Source organism: Devosia albogilva, assembly GCF_042685625.1.
GTDB classification, from domain to species: Bacteria; Pseudomonadota; Alphaproteobacteria; order Rhizobiales; family Devosiaceae; genus Devosia; species Devosia albogilva.
This window is the reverse complement of sequence record NZ_JBHUNP010000001.1, coordinates 3,513,023-3,534,981: the sequence shown is the minus strand read 5'-3', so window position 1 is coordinate 3,534,981 and position 21,959 is coordinate 3,513,023. Positions and strand designations below refer to the sequence as shown.

General features: G+C 66.0%; 28 protein-coding genes. 11 read left to right on the top strand and 17 right to left on the bottom strand.

Going from position 1 to position 21,959, the window contains the following annotated elements; translation table 11 throughout:
* Positions 1 to 9: 9 nt before the first annotated feature.
* The 9 genes from greA to ACFSX5_RS17640 form a co-directional block, all read right to left on the bottom strand.
* On the bottom strand, positions 10 to 492 hold the full coding sequence (gene greA / locus ACFSX5_RS17680; RefSeq protein WP_386835198.1) for a transcription elongation factor GreA: 483 nt from the start codon (positions 490 to 492) through the stop codon (positions 10 to 12).
* Between the two features lie 23 nt (positions 493 to 515).
* The gene (locus ACFSX5_RS17675; RefSeq protein ID WP_386835196.1) at positions 516 to 953 is read right to left on the bottom strand and encodes an FKBP-type peptidyl-prolyl cis-trans isomerase; all 438 of its coding nucleotides are present in this window, start codon (positions 951 to 953) and stop codon (positions 516 to 518) included.
* Between the two features lie 240 nt (positions 954 to 1,193).
* Positions 1,194 to 2,171 (bottom strand): Bug family tripartite tricarboxylate transporter substrate binding protein, encoded by a 978-nt coding sequence (locus tag ACFSX5_RS17670; protein WP_386835194.1) that lies wholly within the window; start codon positions 2,169 to 2,171, stop codon positions 1,194 to 1,196.
* Between the two features lie 117 nt (positions 2,172 to 2,288).
* Positions 2,289 to 2,918 carry a nuclear transport factor 2 family protein gene (locus ACFSX5_RS17665; protein WP_386835193.1) on the bottom strand — a complete coding sequence of 210 codons (630 nt, stop codon included), beginning with the start codon at positions 2,916 to 2,918 and terminating at the stop codon, positions 2,289 to 2,291.
* Positions 2,919 to 2,988: 70 nt separating this feature from the next.
* The gene (locus ACFSX5_RS17660) at positions 2,989 to 4,494 is read right to left on the bottom strand and encodes a tripartite tricarboxylate transporter permease (protein WP_386835192.1); all 1,506 of its coding nucleotides are present in this window, start codon (positions 4,492 to 4,494) and stop codon (positions 2,989 to 2,991) included.
* Between the two features lie 15 nt (positions 4,495 to 4,509).
* On the bottom strand, positions 4,510 to 4,971 hold the full coding sequence (locus tag ACFSX5_RS17655; RefSeq protein ID WP_386835190.1) for a tripartite tricarboxylate transporter TctB family protein: 462 nt from the start codon (positions 4,969 to 4,971) through the stop codon (positions 4,510 to 4,512).
* A gap of 30 nt (positions 4,972 to 5,001) precedes the next feature.
* Positions 5,002 to 6,426: an aldehyde dehydrogenase family protein gene (locus ACFSX5_RS17650; RefSeq protein ID WP_386835189.1), complete on the bottom strand. Its 1,425-nt coding sequence runs from the start codon at positions 6,424 to 6,426 to the stop codon at positions 5,002 to 5,004.
* A gap of 110 nt (positions 6,427 to 6,536) precedes the next feature.
* Complete coding sequence (locus ACFSX5_RS17645) at positions 6,537 to 7,298, bottom strand: SDR family NAD(P)-dependent oxidoreductase (RefSeq protein WP_386835188.1); 762 nt, start codon at positions 7,296 to 7,298, stop codon at positions 6,537 to 6,539.
* 10 nt (positions 7,299 to 7,308) lie between these two features.
* Positions 7,309 to 8,082 (bottom strand): HpcH/HpaI aldolase family protein, encoded by a 774-nt coding sequence (locus ACFSX5_RS17640; RefSeq protein ID WP_386835186.1) that lies wholly within the window; start codon positions 8,080 to 8,082, stop codon positions 7,309 to 7,311.
* Between the two features lie 189 nt (positions 8,083 to 8,271).
* Here ACFSX5_RS17640 and ACFSX5_RS17635 point away from each other — a divergent pair, with 189 nt between their 5' ends.
* Both ACFSX5_RS17635 and ACFSX5_RS17630 read left to right on the top strand, forming a co-directional pair.
* Complete coding sequence (locus ACFSX5_RS17635) at positions 8,272 to 9,165, top strand: BKACE family enzyme (protein WP_386835185.1); 894 nt, start codon at positions 8,272 to 8,274, stop codon at positions 9,163 to 9,165.
* A gap of 22 nt (positions 9,166 to 9,187) precedes the next feature.
* Entirely contained in the window at positions 9,188 to 10,099 is a 912-nt protein-coding gene (locus ACFSX5_RS17630; protein ID WP_386835184.1) for a hypothetical protein, read from the top strand.
* On the opposite strand, the gene ACFSX5_RS17625 is transcribed toward ACFSX5_RS17630, so the two are convergent.
* Entirely contained in the window at positions 10,096 to 11,115 is a 1,020-nt protein-coding gene (locus tag ACFSX5_RS17625) for an NAD(P)H-quinone oxidoreductase (protein WP_386835182.1), read from the bottom strand. The genes ACFSX5_RS17630 and ACFSX5_RS17625 overlap by 4 nt on opposite strands.
* Position 11,116: 1 nt before the next feature.
* A complete protein-coding gene (locus ACFSX5_RS17620) occupies positions 11,117 to 12,064 on the bottom strand; it encodes a DUF6282 family protein (protein ID WP_386835181.1) in 948 nt (315 codons plus the stop codon).
* A 111-nt stretch (positions 12,065 to 12,175) separates the two neighbouring features.
* Here ACFSX5_RS17620 and ACFSX5_RS17615 point away from each other — a divergent pair, with 111 nt between their 5' ends.
* Positions 12,176 to 12,982 carry a DNA-binding transcriptional regulator gene (locus ACFSX5_RS17615; RefSeq protein WP_386835180.1) on the top strand — a complete coding sequence of 269 codons (807 nt, stop codon included), beginning with the start codon at positions 12,176 to 12,178 and terminating at the stop codon, positions 12,980 to 12,982.
* A gap of 2 nt (positions 12,983 to 12,984) precedes the next feature.
* On the opposite strand, the gene ACFSX5_RS17610 is transcribed toward ACFSX5_RS17615, so the two are convergent.
* On the bottom strand, positions 12,985 to 13,590 hold the full coding sequence (locus ACFSX5_RS17610) for an SOS response-associated peptidase (protein WP_386835179.1): 606 nt from the start codon (positions 13,588 to 13,590) through the stop codon (positions 12,985 to 12,987).
* Positions 13,591 to 13,809: 219 nt separating this feature from the next.
* Here ACFSX5_RS17610 and ACFSX5_RS17605 point away from each other — a divergent pair, with 219 nt between their 5' ends.
* Together ACFSX5_RS17605 and ACFSX5_RS17600 are read left to right on the top strand one after the other, a co-directional pair.
* On the top strand, positions 13,810 to 14,025 hold the full coding sequence (locus tag ACFSX5_RS17605; protein WP_386835178.1) for a cold-shock protein: 216 nt from the start codon (positions 13,810 to 13,812) through the stop codon (positions 14,023 to 14,025).
* A 79-nt stretch (positions 14,026 to 14,104) separates the two neighbouring features.
* A complete protein-coding gene (locus tag ACFSX5_RS17600) occupies positions 14,105 to 14,296 on the top strand; it encodes a hypothetical protein (RefSeq protein WP_386835176.1) in 192 nt (63 codons plus the stop codon).
* A gap of 20 nt (positions 14,297 to 14,316) precedes the next feature.
* Here ACFSX5_RS17600 and ACFSX5_RS17595 read toward each other — a convergent pair whose 3' ends face one another.
* A complete protein-coding gene (locus ACFSX5_RS17595; protein WP_386835175.1) occupies positions 14,317 to 14,811 on the bottom strand; it encodes a winged helix-turn-helix transcriptional regulator in 495 nt (164 codons plus the stop codon).
* 161 nt (positions 14,812 to 14,972) lie between these two features.
* On the opposite strand from ACFSX5_RS17595, the gene ACFSX5_RS17590 reads away from it, so the two are divergent.
* Positions 14,973 to 16,196, top strand: coding sequence for an MFS transporter (locus ACFSX5_RS17590; RefSeq protein ID WP_386835174.1), 1,224 nt, complete (start codon positions 14,973 to 14,975; stop codon positions 16,194 to 16,196).
* 34 nt (positions 16,197 to 16,230) lie between these two features.
* Positions 16,231 to 17,583: an MFS transporter gene (locus ACFSX5_RS17585; protein WP_386835173.1), complete on the top strand. Its 1,353-nt coding sequence runs from the start codon at positions 16,231 to 16,233 to the stop codon at positions 17,581 to 17,583.
* 3 nt (positions 17,584 to 17,586) lie between these two features.
* Here ACFSX5_RS17585 and ACFSX5_RS17580 read toward each other — a convergent pair whose 3' ends face one another.
* Positions 17,587 to 18,576: an oxidoreductase gene (locus tag ACFSX5_RS17580; RefSeq protein WP_386835172.1), complete on the bottom strand. Its 990-nt coding sequence runs from the start codon at positions 18,574 to 18,576 to the stop codon at positions 17,587 to 17,589.
* Between the two features lie 160 nt (positions 18,577 to 18,736).
* Between ACFSX5_RS17580 and ACFSX5_RS17575 the strand changes: the two genes are divergently transcribed.
* Positions 18,737 to 18,907, top strand: coding sequence for a DUF2934 domain-containing protein (locus ACFSX5_RS17575; protein WP_386835170.1), 171 nt, complete (start codon positions 18,737 to 18,739; stop codon positions 18,905 to 18,907).
* 36 nt (positions 18,908 to 18,943) lie between these two features.
* Here the strand turns inward: ACFSX5_RS17575 and ACFSX5_RS17570 are convergent, their stop codons facing one another.
* Positions 18,944 to 19,240, bottom strand: coding sequence for a hypothetical protein (locus tag ACFSX5_RS17570; protein WP_386835169.1), 297 nt, complete (start codon positions 19,238 to 19,240; stop codon positions 18,944 to 18,946).
* Between the two features lie 126 nt (positions 19,241 to 19,366).
* Between ACFSX5_RS17570 and ACFSX5_RS17565 the strand changes: the two genes are divergently transcribed.
* A complete protein-coding gene (locus tag ACFSX5_RS17565; RefSeq protein WP_386835168.1) occupies positions 19,367 to 19,972 on the top strand; it encodes a 5'-methylthioadenosine/S-adenosylhomocysteine nucleosidase in 606 nt (201 codons plus the stop codon).
* Here the strand turns inward: ACFSX5_RS17565 and ACFSX5_RS17560 are convergent.
* On the bottom strand, positions 19,969 to 20,286 hold the full coding sequence (locus ACFSX5_RS17560; RefSeq protein WP_386835166.1) for a hypothetical protein: 318 nt from the start codon (positions 20,284 to 20,286) through the stop codon (positions 19,969 to 19,971). The two genes, ACFSX5_RS17565 and ACFSX5_RS17560, sit on opposite strands and share 4 nt — an antisense overlap.
* 137 nt (positions 20,287 to 20,423) lie before the next feature.
* On the opposite strand from ACFSX5_RS17560, the gene ACFSX5_RS17555 reads away from it, so the two are divergent.
* Positions 20,424 to 20,759, top strand: a complete 336-nt coding sequence (locus tag ACFSX5_RS17555) for a hypothetical protein (protein ID WP_386835165.1) — start codon at positions 20,424 to 20,426, stop codon at positions 20,757 to 20,759.
* An 86-nt stretch (positions 20,760 to 20,845) separates the two neighbouring features.
* A complete protein-coding gene (locus tag ACFSX5_RS17550) occupies positions 20,846 to 21,331 on the top strand; it encodes a cell wall hydrolase (protein ID WP_386835164.1) in 486 nt (161 codons plus the stop codon).
* Between the two features lie 24 nt (positions 21,332 to 21,355).
* Here the strand turns inward: ACFSX5_RS17550 and ACFSX5_RS17545 are convergent, their stop codons facing one another.
* Positions 21,356 to 21,904: a DUF2076 domain-containing protein gene (locus tag ACFSX5_RS17545; protein ID WP_386835163.1), complete on the bottom strand. Its 549-nt coding sequence runs from the start codon at positions 21,902 to 21,904 to the stop codon at positions 21,356 to 21,358.
* Positions 21,905 to 21,959 lie beyond the last annotated feature (55 nt).

Here is a 21,959-nt window from a genome sequence, read left to right as displayed (position 1 = left end):
GCATGCAGTTCACCGGATGGTGGTGACCTCGACCTCGCCCGTGCCGACGACGGCCACGTCGCCGACGGACTTGCCGATCAGTGCTCGGGCGATCGGAGAGGCGAAGGAGATGGTGCCGGCCCTGGGGTCCGCCTCATCCTCGCCGACGATGCGGTAGGTCTGGACGCGTCCGTCCTCGCGCTCGAAGGTGACGGTGGAGCCGAAGGCCACCACGTCAGGCTGTTCCGGCGGCGGCACCAGCTGTGCGGTGCGCACCCGTTCGGCGAGATAGCGGAGGTCGCGGAACGGCCCCGCCGCCTGGCGGCGCCGCTCGTTGACGTCTTCCACCTGCATGGCGGCGTCATAGGCGGCCCGCGCTTCGGCGAGTTGCCGCTCCAGCGCCGCCAGCCCTTCCGCAGTGACGAGGTTGGGGCCCTCGGGCACCGGACGATCCGGCAGCAGGGTCTCCGAGGCGGTCTCGGCACTCTCCTCTTTGGTGAAGGCGACGCTCACCGGATCATCTCCCTTGCCGGGCCTCAGGCGGCCTGGACGATTTCCACCAGTTCGACGTCGAACACCAAGTCCTGGCCGGCAAGCGGATGATTGGCATCGACGGTCACCGTCTCGGCGTCGAGCGCCACCACGGTGATCGGCAGCACGCCGCCATCGGAGGTGCGGGCCTGTAGCTGCGAGCCGACCTCCACATCGATGCCGGCCGGCAGCTTGGCGCGGTTGAGGCTCTGGATCGCCTCGTCACGGCGCGGGCCATAAGCGGCTTCGGCCGGAATGGTCACAGTGCTGCGGTCGCCCTGCGCCATGCCGGCGACATGCTGTTCGAGCCCGCGAATGACCTGGCCTTCGCCGAGGGTGAATTCGAGCGGCGCGCGCCCTTCCGAGCTGTCGAACTGGGTTCCATCGGTCAGGCGGCCGGCATAGTTGATGCGGACGCGATCGCCCATCTTCGCTTCGGTCATGGCTGTATCCTTGAGATCACGGGCGGCCGAAACGCCGCCCTGTCTTGCAGAAGCCGCGCGCTCGGGGCGCACGACGCGAAGGGCCCAATATAGGGACCGATCCCCGGATGTGAACCGCCAGCGGCGAGAAAAGCCCGGTTTGCCGTCACATTCGGGCCGCATTGACCCACTCACGGGCACAAAAGCGACACCGCCCCGCACGGAGGCGAGGCGGCGCCGCAAACCGGTTCGATCCAGCGGTCAGGTGGGCTGGACGAGCCCGGCTTCGACCAGGGGCCGGATGGACTCGATCTCGCGCGCCACGGTCTCGCGCATCTCCTCGGGCGTGTTCAGCACCGGCCTCACACCGAGCGAGGCGAGTTGCTCCTGTGCTTCCGGAGTGGCGCCCCAGGCTTTGAGCGTGTCGTTGATCTGCGCCACGATCTCGGCCGGCATGCCCTTGGGGCCGACGATGCCGAACCACAGCGTCTGCTCGTAGCCTTCCAGCCCCTGTTCGGCGACGGTGGGTACGTCCGGTAGTTCCGGCAGCCGCTCGGCCGAGGTTACCGCCAGTGCTTGCACATTGCCCGCTGCGATGTGCGGGAGGTAGTTCGACGGGGCATCGAGCGCGAACTCGATATGGCCGCCCAGGAGATCCGCCACCAGCGGTGGCGAGCCGCGATAGGGCACGTGGTTGATCTCGATCTCCTCGAGCTGGCCGATGATGGCCGCGCAGATATGGCCCTTTGTGCCGGCCCCGGGGTTGCCGATGTTTACCTGGCCCGGGTTGTCGCGGGCATAGGTGATCAGCTCCTGCAGCGTCTTGGCCGGCGCATTGTTGGCCGCCGTCAGCAAAGCCGGGCTCTCGGCGAACACGGTGATCGGCTCGAAGTCGGCCTCGGGGTCGTAGGCAAGGTTGGCCTGCACCACCTTGTTGGCAGCGAGCGGCGCACTGCCGCTGACGAGGATGGTATAGCCATCGGGTGCCGAGCGCGCGAGTTGTCCGCCAGCCAGGGCGCCGGCGGCGCCGGCGACGTTCTCGAGCACGAATTGCTGCCCGAACTCGGCGGTGAGGATATCGGCGACCAGGCGAGCCAGAATGTCGCTGGTGCCTCCCGGCGGATAGGCCGAGATCACGGTGACCGGCTTGCTCGGCCAGCTGTCCTGCGCGAACGACATGCCGGTCGAAGCCAACAGCCCTGCAGTACCACCCAAGACAATGAATTCACGTCTTTTCATGTTTTCCTCCTGCCTCGCCCAGCGCTTGTTTTACTTGGGCTTTGCTGTCCCACAGCTCTAGCGCAACTGCCGCTGCCCCGAAATTTCTCCCGGGCAGCGTTCCATCCGCCGAAACGACTAAGCCGGCAGGTCCTCGCCGGCGAGCCAGCGGTCCTCCAGCGCATGAAAGGCGGCCAGTTCTTCGAGCCGGTCGTCTCCCAGGAGCTCCTGGTTCACGGCGATGCCGCGGGTGTGCTGCATGTAGGTCAGGAATTTGTAGGACGGCCGCATCGTCTCGAGCAGGGCCCGGTCGATCGGCAGGGGATCGCCCGCGTGAACCGGGCGCATGATGTCGCGCTCGAAGAACACGTGGAAGCTCGCGAGCGTCCACTCCCCCTCCTCGCGCACCGCGCGGGAATAGAACCGGCAGAAGACATGGAAGTCGACCTCGACACCCTCGATCTTGGCCCGATTGAAGATCATGGCCGGGCTCTCGACCGTCGCCCTGTGTCCGCGGATCTGCGCGAAGGCGGGAAACACCCAGTGCTTGCTGTTGCCGGTGCGCCCCATCCACTGTCGGGTAGCGTCGACATAGGCCTGCCCGCCGATGCCGTCATACCAGCTGGTACGGATATGGGCGTCGCGATGGAAGCAGCTCGCCATGACCTCGAAGCGTCTCTGGTCGCGGGCGAAGCGTTCGCGGCGCACGAGGTCGAACAGCGCCTCGCGGTCGAGATGGTCCTGCAGGCGCCGGTCGTCGATGCTCATCGAATTCCTCCCCCAGCGCCTTGGTTGCGGCCGCGGGAGGAGGCGCTGACCTGCCCGACTGGCGAAGACGTCAGTCGGCTTCCTGGAGACCCTCCGCGCGCACCCGGCGGAAGGAGGGAAGTACGATGGACAGCAGTAGCGCTGCCGACACCAGCAGCGTCACGAGGCTAACCGGGTGAGTGGCGAACACGCTGGCATCGCCGTGCGAGATCAAGAGGGTGCGGCGCAGATATTCCTCCGCCATCGGCCCAAGGATCAGCGCCAGGATCAATGGCGCCGGCTCCGCGCCGGCCTTGCGGAACACGTAGCCCAGCACCCCGAACAGAGCCATGACCATGACATCGAAGCTGCTGTTGTTGATGCTGTAGACGCCGATGGCGGTGAACACGCAGATCAGCGGGAACAGCAGGTGGTAGGGCACCGAGATCAGCTTGGCCCACATACCGACCAGCGGCAGGTTGAGCGCCAGCAGCAACATGTTGCCGAACCACATCGAGACGATCAGGCCCCAGAACAGTGCCGGCTGCTGCGTCAGGATATCGGGGCCGGGCTGCACCCCCTGCACCACCAGTGCCCCGATCATCAACGCCATGGTGGCGGTGCCCGGCAGGCCCAGTGTCAGCATGGGGATGAAGGCGGTCTGAGCGGCGGCGTTGTTGGCCGCCTCCGGCGCAGCCACGCCCTCGATGGCACCCTTGCCGAACTCCTGCGGCGTGCGGGACATCTTCTTCTCCAGCGCATAGGCCGAAAAAGAGGCGAGCAGCAGCCCTGCCCCCGGCAGCACGCCGAGCAGCACGCCGAGGCCCGTGCCGCGCAGGATCGGCGCGAACATGCGTTTCCAGTCCTCGCGGGTGGGAAACAGAGAACTGACCTTGGCAATGCTGGCGCCGCGGGAGTGCTCGTTCTCCAGATTGGCGAGCACGTCACCCAGCCCGAAGATGCCGGTAGCGATGACCACGAAGTTGAGCCCGTCCATGAGGTTCGGCGAGTCGAAGGTGTAGCGCGCAGCACCCGAGTTCACGTCGGTGCCGATCATGCCGAGCAGCATGCCCAGCAAGACCATGCCGAAGCCGGTGAGCAGCGAGCCCGAGGTCAGCACCATGGAGGTAACAAGGCCGAGGACGATCAGCGAGAAGTACTCGGCGGGGCCGAAGGTCAGGGCGAAGCTGGCGAGGATCGGACCGGCGATGGCAATGAACAGCGTGCCTACCGTGCCGGCGAAGAAGCTGCCGATCGCGGCGGCGGCAAGCGCCCTGCCCGCCTTGCCTTGTTTGGCCATCTCATGGCCGTCGAGCGTCGTCACCACCGAAGACGCCTCGCCGGGCAGGTTCATCAGGATGGCGGTGGTCGAGCCGCCATATTGCGAGCCATAGAAGATGCCGGCCAGCATGATCATCGCCGTATCGACCGGCAGGCCGAAGGTGAACGGCAGCAGCATCGAGATGGTGGCGATGGGCCCGAGGCCGGGCAGCACCCCGACCGCCGTGCCCAGCAGCACGCCGGCAAAGCAGTAGGCGAAGTTGGTGAAGGTGCTCGCGGTTTGCAGGCCGAGCAGAATGCCACTGAAAAAGTCCATATCGGCCTCGCGAGACTAGGCGCCGAAGACCGACACCCAGGTCCCGACCAGCGGGATGGGCAGGCCCAGCATTCTGACAAAGAGGACGCCGCAGATTGCGGCAAACAGGACGGCACCAGCCACTGCACGCCAGTCGAATGCGAAGCGAACGCTGGCCGTGGCCGCCCCGATGGTGAGGACCAGCACTGCCAGGGGCAGGCCGAGGCCGTCGAGCAGCAAGCCGAACAGGACGATGGCGCCCGGCACGATCACCAGCGGTAACCAGCGGGTTACGCGGATCGCCTCCGACGAGGTGATCACACCGCGCGCCAGTATGGCGATGCCCACAAGGGTCAGGAGGCCGGAAATGACCACCGGGAAGAAACCCGGCCCCATGCGGTTCGGCGTACCCATCGGGTAGCCGAGGGCGATGATGAGTGCGGTGGCGCCGATCCCCAGGAACAAGCTGCCCTGGACTGCATCCTGTGTAATCTTCACGGGCTCTCCTCCCTCCCGTTACGTCTGCTGCTAGGCCGGAAAGCCGAGCAGCGCCTTGACTTCCAGGTATTCTCGGAAGCCGTAGAGGCCGAATTCGCGGCCGTTGCCGGATTGCTTGTAGCCGCCGAACGGCAGGCTGCGATCAAAGGGAGCGCCGTTGTAGTAGACCCTGCCCGCGCGGATGCGGTTGGCGACCTTGCGGGCGCGCTCGGGGTCGCTCGACTGGACGAAGCCGGCGAGCCCGAACGGCGTGTCGTTGGCGATCTCGATCGCCTCGTCTTCGGTCTCGTAGTTCAGGATCGACAGCACCGGCCCGAAGATTTCTTCGCGCGCGATGGTCATCTGCGGGGTGACGTCACCGAATACGGTCGGCTGGACGAAATAGCCGCGGTTGATCTCGGCAGGTCGGCCCGGGCCGCCGGCAACCAGCGTCGCGCCTTCGTCGATACCGCTCTGGATCAGCTTCTGCACCTTGTCGAACTGAGACTGGCTGACCACCGGCCCCATTGTCGTTTCCGGCAGCAGCGGGTCGCCGAGGCGGATGCTGGCGACGGCCGCGCATGCCGCGTCGAAGGCAGCATCCCGCTGCGAACGGTGTACCAGCATGCGCGTGGGCGATTGGCAGTTCTGGCCCGCATTGGTGTAGCAGGCGTGGACGCCCTGGATCACCGCCGCGCGCAGGTCGGCATCGGGCAGGATGATGTTCGGCGACTTGCCGCCGAGTTCCTGCGCCACGCGCTTCACTGTCGGTGCCGCCAGAGTGGCGACACGGATCCCGGCGCCGGTCGAGCCGGTAAAGGACACCATGTCGATTTCGGGCTGCGAGGCTATGGCTTCGCCAACCGATGGACCATCGCCATTGACGAGGTTGAACACCCCTGCGGGCAGTCCGGAGTCATGGATGATCTCGGCGAGCAGCATGGCGCTGAGCGGTGCGATCTCGCTGGGCTTCAGCACCACGGTGCAGCCGGTGGCAATGGCGGGGGCGACTTTGGAGGCCACCTGGTTCAGCGGCCAATTCCAGGGCGTGATCAGCCCGCAAACGCCGATCGGCTCGTGCCGGACGATCCCCGGCCCCATCCGCTCTTCGAATTGGAAGGTCTCGAGAACCCTCGCCGCCTCTTCGAAATGGAACAGGGCGACGGTGGCCTGCCGCTCGGTGGCGAAGGTTATCGGCGAGCCCATCTCCAGGGTCATCGCCCGCGCCAGTTCCGGCAGGCGGGCGCGGAAACCGTCGATGATCCTGGCGAGCCAGCCAAGGCGCTGCTCGACCGTGGTTTCGGAATAGGTCGAAAAGGCACGTCGCGCTGCCTTGGCGGCACGGTCGACATCCGCTGCCGAGCCCAGGCTGATGGTGGCAAACGTCTCCTCAGTGGCAGGATTCTGCACGCCGAGGGTGGCGGGTACGGCCGGGTCGACCCACGCGCCATCAATGTAGAATTTCAGACTGTTCATCCCTGCCCCTACCCCGTGCTCTCCACAGCACGCGCTCACTAGACGCCTCCGGACTGCCGTCTCGCAAGCCTTTGCCCACGAGGGTTCCGTCAGGCGGAGCGGCTGCGCCGCTAAAGGTGTCGTCCCTCGTCCACCGGCACGACAATGCCGGTCGAGCTGGTCAGATTGACGATGCAGGCCACCACCGCCCGGGCCACGTCATCGGGCGTGGTGACATGGGCAAGCGGCAGCTTCTCTGCCGTTTTCTGCAACTGCTCTCTGCTGCGACCGGGCACGAAGTCGGTGTCTACGCCCGCAGGCGACACCGAGAACACCCGCACCTTCGGCGCCAGCACCTTGGCCAGCGAACTGGTGAGGGCGTCGACCCCGGCCTTGGCTGCGACGTAGGCGAGGCTGCTGCCGGTGCCGGTTCGCGCCGCGATCGAGGAGATGTTGACGATCGCGGCCCCCTGCCCGCGCTCCAGCAGCGGCCGAAAGGCGCGGATGGTGGCGAAAGGACCGCGCAGGTTCAGCGTCACGGTGCGGTCGAAGATTTCGTCGGTGAGAGCCGTGAGGTCGGCGGCCGGCACCGGCGTCGTGGCGCCACCGGAGTTCACGAGCGCATCGAGGCTGCCGAAGCGCTGCTCCACCGCAGCCGCAGCCGCCTCGATCGTGTCGCTGTGCTCCATCGAGATCCGGAGTGCGAAGTGCCCAGTCCCCTCCAGGCCGGATACGACCTCCTGGGCCAGTTTGGCGCGGCTGTTGTAGCCGACGACCACCGTGGCTCCGAGTGCCGCGAGGCGCATCGCCGAGGCCCGACCAATGCCGCTGCTGCCGCCGGTGACCAGCACCGTTCGCGGAACCGCCAGTGGCGGGAAATCTGCTGCAGGCATCGCTGTTCCTCTAGACGACGATGTCACGGATCGCAGCAGCAGCGGCCGTGCGGATGAAGCCGTGATCGCTCGACAATACCAGCGCCGTGGCACCGAGCGAGACCGCAAATTCGCAGTCGCTCCGGCTGGTGGGCAGCATCATCAGAGGCACGTCGGCCTCCTGGGCGGCCGCGGCGACTCGCCGGCTGATCTCGGCTACTTTGCCCGACGCTTCCGGATCCTTGCCGAACGAGGCGGTGAGATCGCCGCGGCCGATAAACAGCGCATCGACACCGGGTACGCGGGCGATATCGACGGCAGCGTCGACGGCATGCTGGTCCTCGATCATGGCGAAGACCACGACCTGGGTGTCCTGCTGCTCCATGTGCTGCACCGAACCGACGCGGCCCCAATTGCTGGCACGGGAGACCCCGACAAAACCGCGCTCTCCTCCGCCATAGTGGCTGGCGCGGGCAATCGCTTCCGCCTTCTCCACCGAAGCGACATGGGGAACCATGATGCCCATGGCGCCGGAGTCGAGTGCCGACAATACGTGGGACGGCGTGAACTCGGGGATGCGCACCACCGGCGCCAGGTTCGCGGCACGTGCCGCAAGGATCATCAGGTCGGTGATCCCTCGATCCAGCGCCGCATGCTCTTGGTCGATGATGATGAAGTCGTAGCCGAGTTCGCCCAGCATCTCGATGACCTGGGTGGTCGGCAGCTTCACGAACGTGCCGATCAGGCGCTCCCGGCGCAGCAGTCGCTCGCGGAAGGTGGAAAAGTGCTGGCGCGTTTCGGTCATGGCGTCTCCCTCTCCGGGCCCTTCTAGAACGGGCACCAGGCAGCACCGACCGGCAACGGGCATTGTTTCTCTAGACGAAACGCTGATTGCCGTTCCCTCTCGCGAAACGGCGCCGCAATCGAGTTGCCGATGCGCAGTTCGGGTGGGACCTACCAGCCATCATCATTGCGACTGTGCCTGGAGCCGAACTTGGCGGAACCGACCATTCTCACCTGTGCCGTTACCGGCAACATCACCACAGTCGACCAGACGCCGTACCTGCCGGTCACGCCGGAACAGATCGCCGAAGAATGCCTCGAGGCGGTGCGCGCCGGGGCCTCGATCGTCCACATCCATGTGCGCTATCCCGATGGGCGGCCGAGCATGGAGCTGGCGCACTATCGCGAAGTGGTGGAGCGCCTGCGCGCGGCCGAGGAGGACGTGGTCATCAACCTGACCACCGGCCCCGGGCAGCGCTTCATCCCCAGCGAGGACGAGCCGAGCGTCGCTGCCCCCGGCACCACGCTGATCCGGCCGGAGCCGCGGGTGGTGCATGTCGAGCAATTGCGCCCCGAGCTCTGCAGCCTCGACTTCAACACCATGTATTCGGGCAATTCGGTCGTCATCAACACGCCGGCCAATGTCGAGATCATGGCCGAGCGCATCCAGGCTGCCGGCGTCCGTCCGGAACTGGAAGTGTTCGACAGCGGCGACATTCAGCTCGCCAACCACATGATCCAGCAGGGAAAGCTCGCCGCCCCAGCCTTCTTCCAGATCGTGCTCGGCATCCGCTACGGCGCGATCGCGACCCCCGAGACGCTCGCCTATCTCAAGAGCCTCCTACCCCCCGGCACGCACTGGAGCGCCTTCGGGGTGAGCCGCTGGGAGTTCCCGATGCTGGCGCAGAGCTGGCTGCTCGGCGGCCATGTCCGGGTCGGGCTCGAAGACAACATCTATCTCGAAAAGGGCGTGCTCGCCCAAGGCAACCGGCCACTCGTCGAGAAGGCCGTGCGCCTCGTGCGCGACCTCGGCGGCCGCATCGCCACGCCAGGCGAGGCGCGCGAAATCCTCGGCCTCAAGAAACAGGCGCCACGTCCGGCCTGACACACATCCAAGGGAGACCGCCATGTACAATTCGAGCGATCCACGATCCACCCTCGCGCCAGCCCAGCAGAAGAGCGCCACCAGGACACATGGGAGCTTCTTCGGCTCGCAGCTGGAGCTCTTCTACGGCACCCGGCCACAGCTCAGCGACGGCAATGGCGAGACCTGGATCGGCCGGGCGCAGAACCTCGTCGTCGCCTACAGCAAGGCTTGCGAGGGCGGCGTGTTCGAGCGGGCGGCGCAGCCCGACGAGTACGCGGTGATCATCCCCGACCGGGAGACGCAGGTCGAGATCACCACAGAGCACGGCACCGAGACAGTCCCCGGCTACAGCGTCGCCTTCGTGCCGCCGGGCCGCAGCGCCATCCGCATGCTGACCTCCGGCACCATCATCCGGCTGGTCACCTACAAGTCCACGGACCTCGCCGAGGCCGCCTCCAACGCCGAGGCGTTCCCCGGCGAGCACCCCAACGTGCCGCCGTTCCAGCCGTGGCCCGAGCCTGCCGGCGGGCTCCGGCTCAAGTGGTACACGCTGGACGTGCCCGAGGACCCTTCGCGCTTCGGCCGCATCTACCGCTGCACCACGATGATGGTGAACTACCTGACGCCCCGCAACGGCCCGCGGGCCCGCGACAACGTCTCCCCGCACCACCACGACGACTTCGAGCAGGTGTCGCTGGCACTGACCGGAGCCTTCACCCACCACCTGCGCTGGCCGTGGACCACCAACATGAACGTCTGGCGCGAGGACGAGCACCTCTACTGCGAGTCTCCGTCGATCTGCGTGATCCCGCCGCCGTCGATCCACACCACCACGGCAGAAGGCGCCGGCGTGAACCAGCTCGTCGATCTGTTCTCGCCGCCGCGGATGGATTTCTCGCTGAAGCCGGGCTGGGTGCTGAACGCCGACGACTACCCTATGCCGAACGGCTAACCAACGCTCGGCGCCGGGACACTGGCGCCGAGCTCCCCATCCACCACCAGCACGACCTTGCCGATCTGCCGGTTGGCATCGAGGATTTCGTGCGCCTCGCGTACCTGCTCGAACGGCAGCGCGGCGTGAAGGCGGGTCCGGATCCGTCCGTCCTCGAGCACTGGCCAGACCCGCTCCACCAGCTCCCGCGCCAGGCGGCTCTTGTAGGCCGTCGAGCGGGGCCGCAATGTCGAGCCCGCAACCACGAGATGCCGCCGCACCAACTGGCGGATGTTCACCTCGGCGGTCTCGCCCTGATGGCTGGCGATGAAAACCAGCCGGCCGCCGCGCTTCAGCAGATCGAGTTGAACCTGTGTGTTCGGCCCCGCCTGCCCATCGAGGATGACATCGACGCCTGCACCACCGGTCAACCCGCGGAGTTCCTCCGCCCAGGCACCTCGATAATCGAGTGCCGCCGCTGCGCCTGCCTCCAGGCAGACCTGCCGCTTCTCGTCGCTGCCGGCGGTGGCAAAGACCTTGGCGCTGCAGATGTGACGGGCGATCTGGATTGCCGCCAGTCCAACGCCGCTCGATCCGCCCTGCACCAGCAGCGTCTCGCCCTGGTCCAGTTGCGCCAGCCAAACGATGTTGCTCCAGGCGGTGCAGAACACTTCCGGCAGGGAGGCCGCCTCGATGAAGCTCAGCCCTCGCGGGACCAGCATGCACTGACCGGCCGGCACCACGGCGAACTCGGCATAACCGCCGCCATTCACCAGCGCGCAGACCGCGTCGCCAGGCGCGAGCCCATTGACCTCCGCTCCGACCGCCTCCACCACCCCGGCAACATCGAGCCCGAGGATCGGTGAGGCTTCTGGTGGTGGCGGATACAGCCCACGCCGCTGCTGTACGTCCGGCCGGTTCACCCCGGCAGCCACCACCCGCACCAGCACTTCGCCCGGCCTAGGCACCGGGCGCGGCGCCTCGCCGACCCTGAGCACTTCAGGGCCGCCGAAGCCATCCGTGGTGATGATGCGCATCTCAGGCGGCCAGGCCCACGAGCTTGGCCGGGTTGTGGGTGACCATGGTGCGCACGTCGTCCTCGCTGAATCCGAGCGCCAGGCACAGCTTGATCGCCTGCCGCATGCCCTCCACCGGCGTCGGATTGTCCACCTGACCGAGGTCGGAGCCGATCGAGGAAGCGGCCACGCCAGCAGCCTCGATGTGCTCCTTCAGCTCCTGCGGCGAATAGACGTTGAACCGGGAGTCCACATACATCGCCGCCGAGCACTCCACGATCACGCCGAGATTGGCGAAGTCGCGGATATCCTCATAGGTGAAGTGAAGCCCGTACATCGGGTGGTTGATGAGCAGCCGCTTGACCCCGCGCGCCCGCGCCTCGTCGAACAGCTTCCAGATCTCCCACACATGCAGGTGCCCCGACGACAGAATGACGTCGAACTCGGCAATCATGTCGAGGATGCGCTTCACCGGGTCGATGATGTTGCCGAGTTCGTCGACCACCGTCAGCAGCGGCGAACTGGCGAGCTTCACGTTGGACGCCAGCCTGGTCTTGCGATGCGAGCTGCGAATGTGGTTGGCCGACTGGGCCGTCGGCATCCAGATGAGCTTGGCGCCCATCTTGAGCTGCGCGTCGACCACATAAGGGTCGAAACCCCCGGTGGAGTTGTTGAGCACAAGGCCGCTGAACATCGAGAACTCGGGCTTCTGCAGCACGCGGTCCATCAACGGAATGAACGGCGCTACCGAATAGTGGTGGTCCTTGAACAGAACAGCGCGCATGCCCGCAGCCGCCGCCTCTTCCGCAGCTTCCAGATGGTCCAGTTGCCGCGGCATGGTCGAGGGACCGGAATGCACGTGGAGGTCGAGCGCTCCGCGCAGCAGGCGCGCAGCCACCGCCTCATCCACCCGGGCCATCAGGCGGCGCACCTCCTCGCGGTTGCGCTGTGACTGCTCTGCCTCGCCCATGGTCGTCTCCTGCTGATCTGCGTTCGGAGGTACGGTTGACGCCCATGCGTCTCAACCTATAGTCCCTCCCGTTTCGCAGCACGGAACCAACCGTGCGGCAGGGAGGACAGCGTGGGGATTCGATCGGTAGAGCGCGCCTTGCAGGTGCTGCTGGAGCTCAACCAGCAGCCGATCAACACGATCGCGCAGCTGCACGCCCGCACCGGACTGCCGAAGCCGACGCTGGTCCGTATCCTGAAGACGCTCGAGGAAGCAGGCTACGCCGAGAACGATGCGCGTCAGGGTGGTTACCAGGTCAGCGCCATGGTCACCTCGCTGAGCTCGGGGTACCACAAAGGGCCGCTGGTGGTCGAAGCCGGCCGCGCCTGGGCCATGGCCATCACCCGCAAGCACAAGTGGCCCATTGCCATTGCCCTGCCCGATTACGACAGCGTCGTGGTGCGCTTCAGCACCGTGCCCGACAGTCCGATTTCGCCCTTCCATAGCACGGTCAACCGGCGGCTGAAGCTGCTCACCCGCGGGCTGGGCCTTGGCTACATCGCATTCGTCGAACCCGAGGAACTGGACCTGATCCTCGACGTGTTGCGCCGCTCGGACGACGCCGAAGACGGTCTGAGCCATCATCCCGACGAGGTGAAGCGGCTGCTGGCGCAGATCCGCAAGGCCGGCTACGCCACCCGCTCGTCCATGGTGGAGCCACGCAATTCCAACACCATTGCCGTGCCGATCATCAGCCAGGAGGGGCGGGTCCTGGCCAGCCTGGGGCTCACCTATTTCACCTCCGCCTTCAGCTCCGAGCAGGAAGCGTGCTCGCGCTTCGCGCCGATCCTCAAGGATGCGGCCGCTGCCATTTCCGACGATCTCGGCAGGCTGTCGCGCGACATGTCGCTGGACGTGACCGAAGTCCAGGGCGAGTAGCGCTACGTTTTCCCTTCGCGAACCACATCCACCGTGAGGCTGCCCCTAGGCAGTGGCTTCAGCAGCTCTGGTTCCGGCCTGGTCAGGAACAACCACGCCGCCCATTCCTCGGGCCGCAGCACGCAGACCTGACGGTCATGGATCGGCGCCACGTCCGGCCCGGGCTCCGTCGTCAGCATGGTGAAGCTCAGCGCTCCGCTCTTGTCTTCGCTCCACAGTCCCGCGATCCCCATCACCGCCGAGTCCACCAGGGCAAAGCGGTGCTTGGTCTTGGGGTATTTGGTGCCGGTAAACTCGAAGAAGCCGGAGAGCACGACCACGCAGCGGCGAGAATCGGCGAAGCTGCGACCGTCGGATTTGAAGTTGAACACCGGCCCGGCTTTCGGGCGGGGCGGCGGAAAGCCGAAACGCATCGGCACCAGCTCGACGCCGTTGCCTCTTGCGCGCAGCACCGGCCCGGTGTCCCCGATGCGGATGTCGTCCGCGACGGTCAACGCTGGCTCGTCCTCCGCCGATCCGGCGAGTTCCAGCGCAGCCAGTGCCCGCAGGTATTCGGCGTATTTTACATGCTGTTCGTAGTCGTTGCACATGCCGGCAGCAAAGCACATTGGCGCATTGGGGCAAATCTTCTGATCACGGGCTCGTGGGAATTGCCTTGTTTCTGTCACGGTATGGTGTCATGTTCCCGGCATACGTTTCAGCCTAAGTCGGCTGGCTGCTGCCGGATGATCCGGTCCTTGGCTACCTGCTTCAATGCGAACGTTGACCCGCCTCATTTGAGGTAACTGCTCGTTCGCTACTGCATCGAGCCAACCAGGATACATCTCATGTCGACCTACAAAGGCGTTGTGAAGTTCTTCAACACCACCAAGGGTTTCGGCTTCATTCAGCCGGAGTCCGGTGGCAAGGACGCTTTCGTCCACATCTCCGCCGTTCAGCGTTCGGGCCTCGATGGCCTCTATGAGAACGACAAGGTCTCTTATGACCTCGAGACCGGCCGCGACGGCAAGGTTTCCGCGACCAACCTCGCGCTGCTCGACTAATCACCTGCAAAAGGTGAGCAATTTGAAAGGCCACCGCCCCGCGGTGGCCTTTCTTGTTTCTGGCTGCTAGTGTGGCTGCATGGAACCGAACAAGACTGCGCTCGAGCGCGCCTTCGAACTTGCCCGGTCGGGCCGTTTCAGCACCACCTATGCGGTCAAGTCCGCAGTTGGCGCCGAGGGATACTCCGTCAGCCAGATCACCGGTCGCACGCTCATGAAGCAGCTGCGCGAGATCATCCAGGCCAATCAGCCCAGCACCAAGCCGAACTGACACAAGCTTCGGTGTGAGTTTCAGGTGGCGGCTTCGCCGTCCGCCACCGCACGCTCATACGCCGCCTGCAGTTCTGACAACACGTCGCGCTGCGGGCGTGGTGCGCCCAGATGCAGGTGCCGCAACTCGTCCATGAACGCCTGCCACATCGCTGGTCCGCCCGCCTCCAGCGCGATGGCACGGGCAGCAAGCTCCTTGCTGACCGGACGGTATTTGACGCCCCACGCGCCGAGATGTGCGAAGATCGGCACCAACTCGATCGCCTGTTCCGTCAGGCTGTAGATGGTCCGCTGCTTGTGGTTGGGGTCAGGTGCGGCCGTCAGAAAACCCGTCTCCACGAGATGCTTTAGCCGCGCCGCCAGGATGTTGGTGGCGATGCCCTCCAGAGAATTGCCGTGCAGCTCTCGGTAGGTGCGGAAGTTGCCGAAAGTGATGTCTCGCAGCACCACCAGGCTCCAGCGATCCCCCAGCACCTCGACCGTCAGGTTGATCGGGCATCCTGATCTTTGCTCCACGTATCCGGCTCTCCTCTAGAGTGCTTGCACTTTACAAGCAGATAGCATCTGGGTAAACCGATTGCGTCACGCAAGCGGTGTGGCAGAAAATTTCTGCCGACTTGTCGATACTGACACAGGCTGTCCGTCGAGAGGGCAGATTGTCCCGGAGGAGTGAGGGAATGGAACGGCACTATGGTTGGGTGATCGTGGCCGCGGGAGCGGTGATCACCTGTGTGGCAATGGGGGCGATGTTCGCCCTCCCCGTCTATCTGCAGCCCATTGCCGATGAGGCCGGCTGGACGCGCGCCGGCATCTCGGGCGCGATGACCGTGGGCTTCATCGTCATGGGCGTGGCAGGTTTCCTGTGGGGCACGCTGACAGACCGGATCGGCGCGAAGCCGGTGATCCTGATCGCTGCGACCATGCTCGGCACCGGCCTGTTCATCGCCAGCCGCGCCACAGATCTGATCGTCTTCCAGTTTGCTTATGGCGGCCTCGTGGGCGCTGCGGGCGGCGCATTCTTCGCGCCGCTGATGGCGACGACGATTGCCTGGTTCGACAAGAACCGCAGCCTCGCCGTATCGCTGGTGTCCCTGGGCGGCGGCGTCGCCCCGATGGTGATCACGCCCCTCGCGACCGTCCTCATCCAGAGCTATGGCTGGCGCGACGCGATGATGATGACCGCCATCGTGGCGACTGCCCTTATCCTGCCGCTGAGCCTCTTGATCCGCCGCGCGCCGGCAGCACTGGCCAACGCCCCCGCGCAGTCCGACGACGTTGCGCCCGCCGATCCGGCGCCGACGGGCGTCGGCTCGGTGCTGCGCAAGCCGCAGTTCTTCATCCTTGCCGGGGTGTTCTTCCTCTGCTGCGGGGCCCATTCCGGCCCCATCTTCCACACCGTCAGCTATGCCATGCTCTGTGGTGCCTCGGCGCTTGCGGCGGCCAGCATCTACAGCGTGGAGGGACTGGCGGGGCTGTTCGGCCGGGTGATCTTCGGCGTGCTCGCCGACAAGGTCGGCGTCAAGCGCGTGATCATCGGCGGGCTCGTCCTGCAGGCGGTCGGCATCTACAGCTACATCTATGTCAGCGAACTGACCCAGTTCTACATGCTCGCCGTGGTGCTGGGCATGGCCTATGGCGGCGTCATGCCCCTCTATGCCGTGCTGGCGCGCGACTATTTCGGCCCGCAGGTGATGGGCACGGTGCTCGGTGGCATCACCATGACCTCGAGCATCGGCATGGCCTTCGGTCCCGTCGGCGGCGGCTGGCTGTTCGACACATTCGGCGACTACCACTGGCTCTATGTGGCTTCCGCAGCCATCGGGCTCGGTGCAGCCGTGCTGGCACTCGCCTTCCCACGGCCAGCCGCACCGCCCGAGGATGCGCGGCTGCAGCCGGCCTGATACAATTACCCTCTGCCGAGGCAGGAGCACCGCGATGCGCCCGTTCCACCAGATCCTGGCCAACAACCTCGTTGCCAACATCACCAATTTCACGGTGTGGTTCGCGATCACCTTCTGGATCTTTATCGAGACCCAGTCGGTGTTCGCGACCGGCATGGTGGCGGGCATCTATCTGGTGTTCACGGCCGGGTTCGGCATCTGGCTCGGCGCCATCGTCGACCATAATCCCAAGCGCCTGGCGATGCTGGGCTCGAGCGTGGTCTCCTTCGCCCTTTATGCGGCGTCGATGACCATGCTGCTGTTTGCGCCTGAGGGCGCCTTCACCGACCCGTACGGCCTCTATCTCTGGGCGTTCGTGCTGCTGGTGATGCTCGGCGTCATTGCCGGCAATATCCGCAGCATCGCCTTGCCCACACTGGTAACCATCCTGATACCCGAAGGCGAGCGCGACAAGGCCAACGGCCTGGTCGGCATGGTGAGCGGCATAGGCTTTCTCACCACCTCGGTGATCAGCGGCTTTCTCGTTGCCTGGGGCGGCATGCACGCCACCCTGCTCCTGGCGTTGGTGGCGACCGCCCTGGTGTTCCTGCACCTCGCCTTCGTCCACATCGACGAAGGCAGGCCGCAACCGGCAGAAGGCGAGAAGGCGGAGCCGAAGCGCGTGGACATCGCCGGCACGGTCCGCGTGATCGGCGCCGTGCCGGGGCTGTTCGCGCTGATCTTCTTTGCCACCTTCAACAACTTCCTCGGCGGCGTGTTCATGGCGCTGCTCGACGCCTACGGGTTGTCGCTGGTGTCGGTGGAAGTCTGGGGCCTGACCTTCGGCGTGCTCTCGACCGCCTTCATCCTCAGCGGCATCATCATCTCGCGCACAGGGCTCGGCAAGAACCCGCTGCGCACGCTGCTGCTGGTGAACGTCATCACCTGGTCGGTATGCTGTGTCTTCACCATCCAGCCCTCATTCTGGCTGCTGGCGGCCGGATGCTTCGTCTGGATGCTGCTCGGCCCCTATGCCGAGGCGGCCGAACACACGACGCTGCAGAAGGTGGTGCCGCTCGAACGCCAGGGCCGGGTGTTCGGCTTCGCCCAGTCAGTGGAGCAGGCCGCCTCGCCGCTTACCGCCTTCCTGATCGGGCCGCTGACCCAGTTCCTGGTGATCCCGTTCATGACCGACGGAGCCGGGGCCGACATGATCGGCGACTGGTTCGGCACCGGTCCGGACCGCGGCATCGCGCTGGTGTTCACCGTCGCCGGCCTGCTCGGGCTGATGGTGACGATCCTCGCCTTCAACTCCCGCTACTATCGCGAGCTCTCCGCCGCCTATGCCGGTGCCCCGGATGACGATGACGACAGCAGCGGCGCCACTGCGGCAGCCACGCCCGCCTGAGGCTCAGCGGGGCCGGACCAGCACCCTGCCCCGCACTTGGCCCGCCAGGATCCGCTCCGCCGCCGCCGGCAGTTCCCCGAGCCCGATCTCCTCGACCAGCGCACCATAGGCATCGAGGTCGAAGATCTCGGCGATCCGCTGCCACGCAGCAATCCGCGCCTCGTAGGGCTGCATGACGCTGTCGATGCCCACCAGCGTCACCGCCCGCAGGATGAACGGCAGCACATTGGTCTCGAGCCCGATGCCACCGGCATTGCCGATGGCGGCGACCACCCCGCCATACTGCATCTGCTTCAGCAGCTTGCCGAGCACGGCACCGCCGACATTGTCGATCGCCGCCGCCCAGCGTGCCGACTCGAGCGGTTTGTCCGGCTGCGCCAGGAAGTCGTCGCGCGACAGGATTTCGCTGGCCCCGAGCCGCCGCAGCGCCTCGCCATGCTCCGGCCGCCCCGACAGGGCCACCACGCGATAGCCGAGCCGCCCCAGCAGGCTGACCGCGATCGATCCCACCCCACCGGACGCACCGGTAACCAGCACGTCACCCTTGTCCGGCGTCACGCCCGCCCCTTCCAGCCGCTGCACCGCCAGCATCGCGGTCAGCCCGGCCGTTCCGACGACCATGGCGTCGCGCGTGGTGAGCCCCTGCGGCAGCGGCACGAGCCAGTCTGCCTTCACCCGCGCCCGCTCGGCGTACCCGCCCCAATGCGTTTCCCCGACGCGCCAGCCGGTCAGCACCACCGCGTCGCCGGCGGCATAGCGCCCGTCCGAGCTCTCCTGCACCGTGCCTGCGAAGTCGATGCCCGCCACATGCGGATAGGTCCGCACCAGCCCACCCTTGCCGGTGAGGCAGAGCCCGTCCTTGTAGTTGAGGCCGGCCCATTCGACATCGACCGTCACCTCCCCCTCTGGCAGGCGATCGTCCTCGATCTGCTCGACGGACGAGGCGACCGTGCCGGCTTCATCCCGGTCGGTGACGAGTGCGCGAAAGCTCATGCGAAATCCTCCTCTGACGAACCTGCCACGGCCACCCGTCGGCTGTCACGGTCCCGCAGACGATCTGGCGCGGCATGATCACGTCGCCACGCCCATTTACCCCGCGTCAACCATACGCGGTCAGCATCGGAGGCGCCGATAGCGGCTCGGAGAGTGAGACATGGAAGACCGGATCAAGGAACGCGCCTATCAGCTCTGGGAGGCCGATGGCCGCCCGGAAGGCACCGATCAGGTGTATTGGTTCAAGGCTGTCGCCGAACTGGCGGCGGACACGGCCAAGAGCCTGAAACCCGCCCGCAAGCGGCCGGCCCGCACCCGCAAGGCTGCCTGACAAAGCGACCCTCCGCCACGGCGGAGGGTGCCGCCTCTATCCCAGGGCGCGCGGCCAGTAGACGTCGCTGTTGAAGTCGCCCGGGATCGGCAGCAGCCGGCTGATCGCCTGTGCTGCAAACTCCACCTGCATTGCATAGTGGCGCACTTCGTCGGGCATCGGGCGCCCGGTGATGAACTCTCGAGTGCGCCATTCGTCGAGACGGACGGCCCTGAGGCGCCGCTGCGCCTCTGCCTCGACATCCTCGACCGACAACGACCTGGACATGTCGCGCAGGGCCGGCCTGGTCGGCTCGGTCCATTCCCTGCTGCCCTCGATCACGGCGAAACGCACTTTCTTCCCCTTGGTCCCATGTACGGCGCCTTCTGGTGCCGCGTGACTCAGATTGTCACCCAGGACTTAACGAAAGCGTAAGCTCTGGCTTTGGCAAGCCGCCGCCGGACTGCTATTCGATCACAAATGAGCATTCTCTATGTCATGGCCGCCGAGCCCGAATACGGCCCAGCGCTTCGCGCCCGCATCAGCCCTCTGATGTGCGGCATCGGCCCGGTGGAATCCGCCGTTGCCGTCACCCGCGAACTTGCCGATCGCCAGGCGCGCGGAGACTTCCCGGCACTGGTGGTCTCGCTCGGCTCCGCCGGATCGCGGACGCTGGTGCAGGCAGAGGTCTATCAGGCCAGCAGTGTCTCCTACCGCGACATGGATGCTTCCGCGCTCGGCTTTCCCAAGGGCGAGACGCCGATGTCGGGGCTGCCGGCGGTGCTGCCGTTGTCGCCGCACCTGCCAGGCGTGCAGCAGGCCCGGCTTTCCACCGGCGCCAATGTCGTGTCCGGCGCCGCCTATGACGCGGTCGATGCGGAGATGGTGGACATGGAAACCTTCGCGATCCTGCGCGCCTGTCAGGTATTCGGGGTGCCGCTGATTGCCCTGCGCGGCATCTCGGATGGCGCCGAGGAGCTGCAGAAGCTGTCCGACTGGACCCAATATCTGGGTGTGATCGACCAGAAGCTCGCAACCGTTGTCGATCAGATCGAGGCCGAGGTCGCCGCGGGGCGCCTGCCCTAGTCGGTGTTGCGGCTGTTGCGGCGGGAGCGCCGCCAGGTGCTCCATTTCCGGGTGCCGCGCAGCACCGAATTGTTCACCGGTCCCTGCAGGAATGGCAGATCCAGTGCCAGCAGGAGCAATCCGAGGGGAAGCATCCAGATTCCCAGCACGGGCAGGAAGCTGAAGATGCCGCCGAAGATCAGCAGAATGCCGAGCGGAATGCGGAACCAGCGGGAGCGGGGACGGCGCAGGTACTGAAGCCAGCGCGCCGCGAAGGGCACGCGCCGCTCGAGGCGGTTGAACAGTCGGTCGAGGCGGGCGCGGCTTTTGTCCACGGCGGTCTCCCTGCGATGAACGATGGACATGGGGGACAATGGCACGAAATCCAAGCCCTCTGCGCTCAATTCTTGTGGCGGAACCGGCGGTGCCGCAGGCGAGTTGACCGGCCATACACGGCATGAGGAGCGTCATCATGGCCCCCACCCACAAGGCCCTCAAGGTCATCGAGCATAGCCGCGAGCAAGCTGCGGACGTGCTGGGCGAACGTATTGCCCGCTTGCGCGAGGATGTCGGCGAACTCGCGCATGCTCTGCAGGACTATGGCAGCCATCGCTACGGAGACCTGCAGCACCATGCGTCGGCCTTGGTGCGCGATCTCGGCCGGCAACTGCCCGCCGCCACCGAAGAACTCGGCCGCCATGCCCGTTCCGCTGGCCGCGCCGTGCAGAGGGACCCGGTGCCGTTCCTGGTGGCGGTTGGCACTGTTGCATTGCTGTCGAGCCTGTTTCGGCGCAGCAGCCGCCGCTAACGGCTCGTTTACCTTCCGAGGCAAGCCGCCCTTAAGCCTGATGGTTCAAATTTGATCCGTATTGCATCACTGCAACGGATCATCCCATGCGCTCCAGCTCCCTCGCTCGCACGCTATGCCGATTCGCCGCCGTCGCTGTTACCACCGTATCACTGGGCGGCTGTAGCCTGTTCGGCATCAATTTCGGCATGGCGCAGCTCTCCGAGAAGGAGTGCATGATGCGCGCCATGTACTTTGAGTCCAATCGCTCTAGTGCCGAAGGCATGCTCGCCGTGGGCACGGTGGTGATGAACCGGGTCAACGACCCGCGCTATCCCAAGAGCGTCTGCGGCGTGGTGGGGCAGAAGAACCAGTTCGCGCAGGGTGTGCTCACCCGCAAAATGACCGACAGTGGCGCCGTTCTGGCGGCACAGGTCGCCGATCAGGTGCTGCGCGGCGCCCGCCATCCAGGCGTGCGTAACGCCCAGCACTTCCACACGGCCGGGCTCCGCTTCCCCTACAACAATATGTACTACGTGCTCGAGGCGGGCGGGAACGAGTTCTACGAAAAGCGCAGACCCGGCACGTTCTGACGATCCGGGCCCGCGCCGCTCAGACTAGAACTCTCCGCCAATATCGAAGTCGCCGCCGCCGAAGTCCATATCGTCACCACCGAAGTCTTCGGCTCCGGTGTCGGCAGGCTCTTCCGGCGGCAGTTCCGCGGCTTCCGCACCCCCGGTGAACATGCCTGCGATGGCGCTGCCGAGCAGCACGCCGCCGGTCACGCCAAGGGCGGTCTGCGCCGCTCCGGCAAGGAAGCCCCCGCCGCCTGTGCCATAGGGGCGGCGTTGTTCTTCGCCACGGTCCCAGGGCCCGCGACGTGCTGGTCGCTGCTCAGGCTCGTCGTCGCCGAACAGGCCGCCGAGAAATCCACCGCCGCGACTGCCGCGAGCCTCGAGCTCCTCGATTCGGCGGCGCGCATGGCGGAGCGCTTCCTCCTGCACGAGGATGGTCTGTGCCATGTAATAGGGCGCGGGCGGATACTGGCGCAGCCGCTCCTGGATCAGGGTCTCGGCGTCGCGATCGCGAGGGCCGCTGCGCCCGGCAACGTCCTCGATGCGGTCGAACAGGCCGTTGATGGCGTCGGAATCCTGCTGGTTGGCCATGTCGCACTCCCTTGCTGCACTAGGGGGAAATGGGCAGGCACGCAGCACGTTGCAA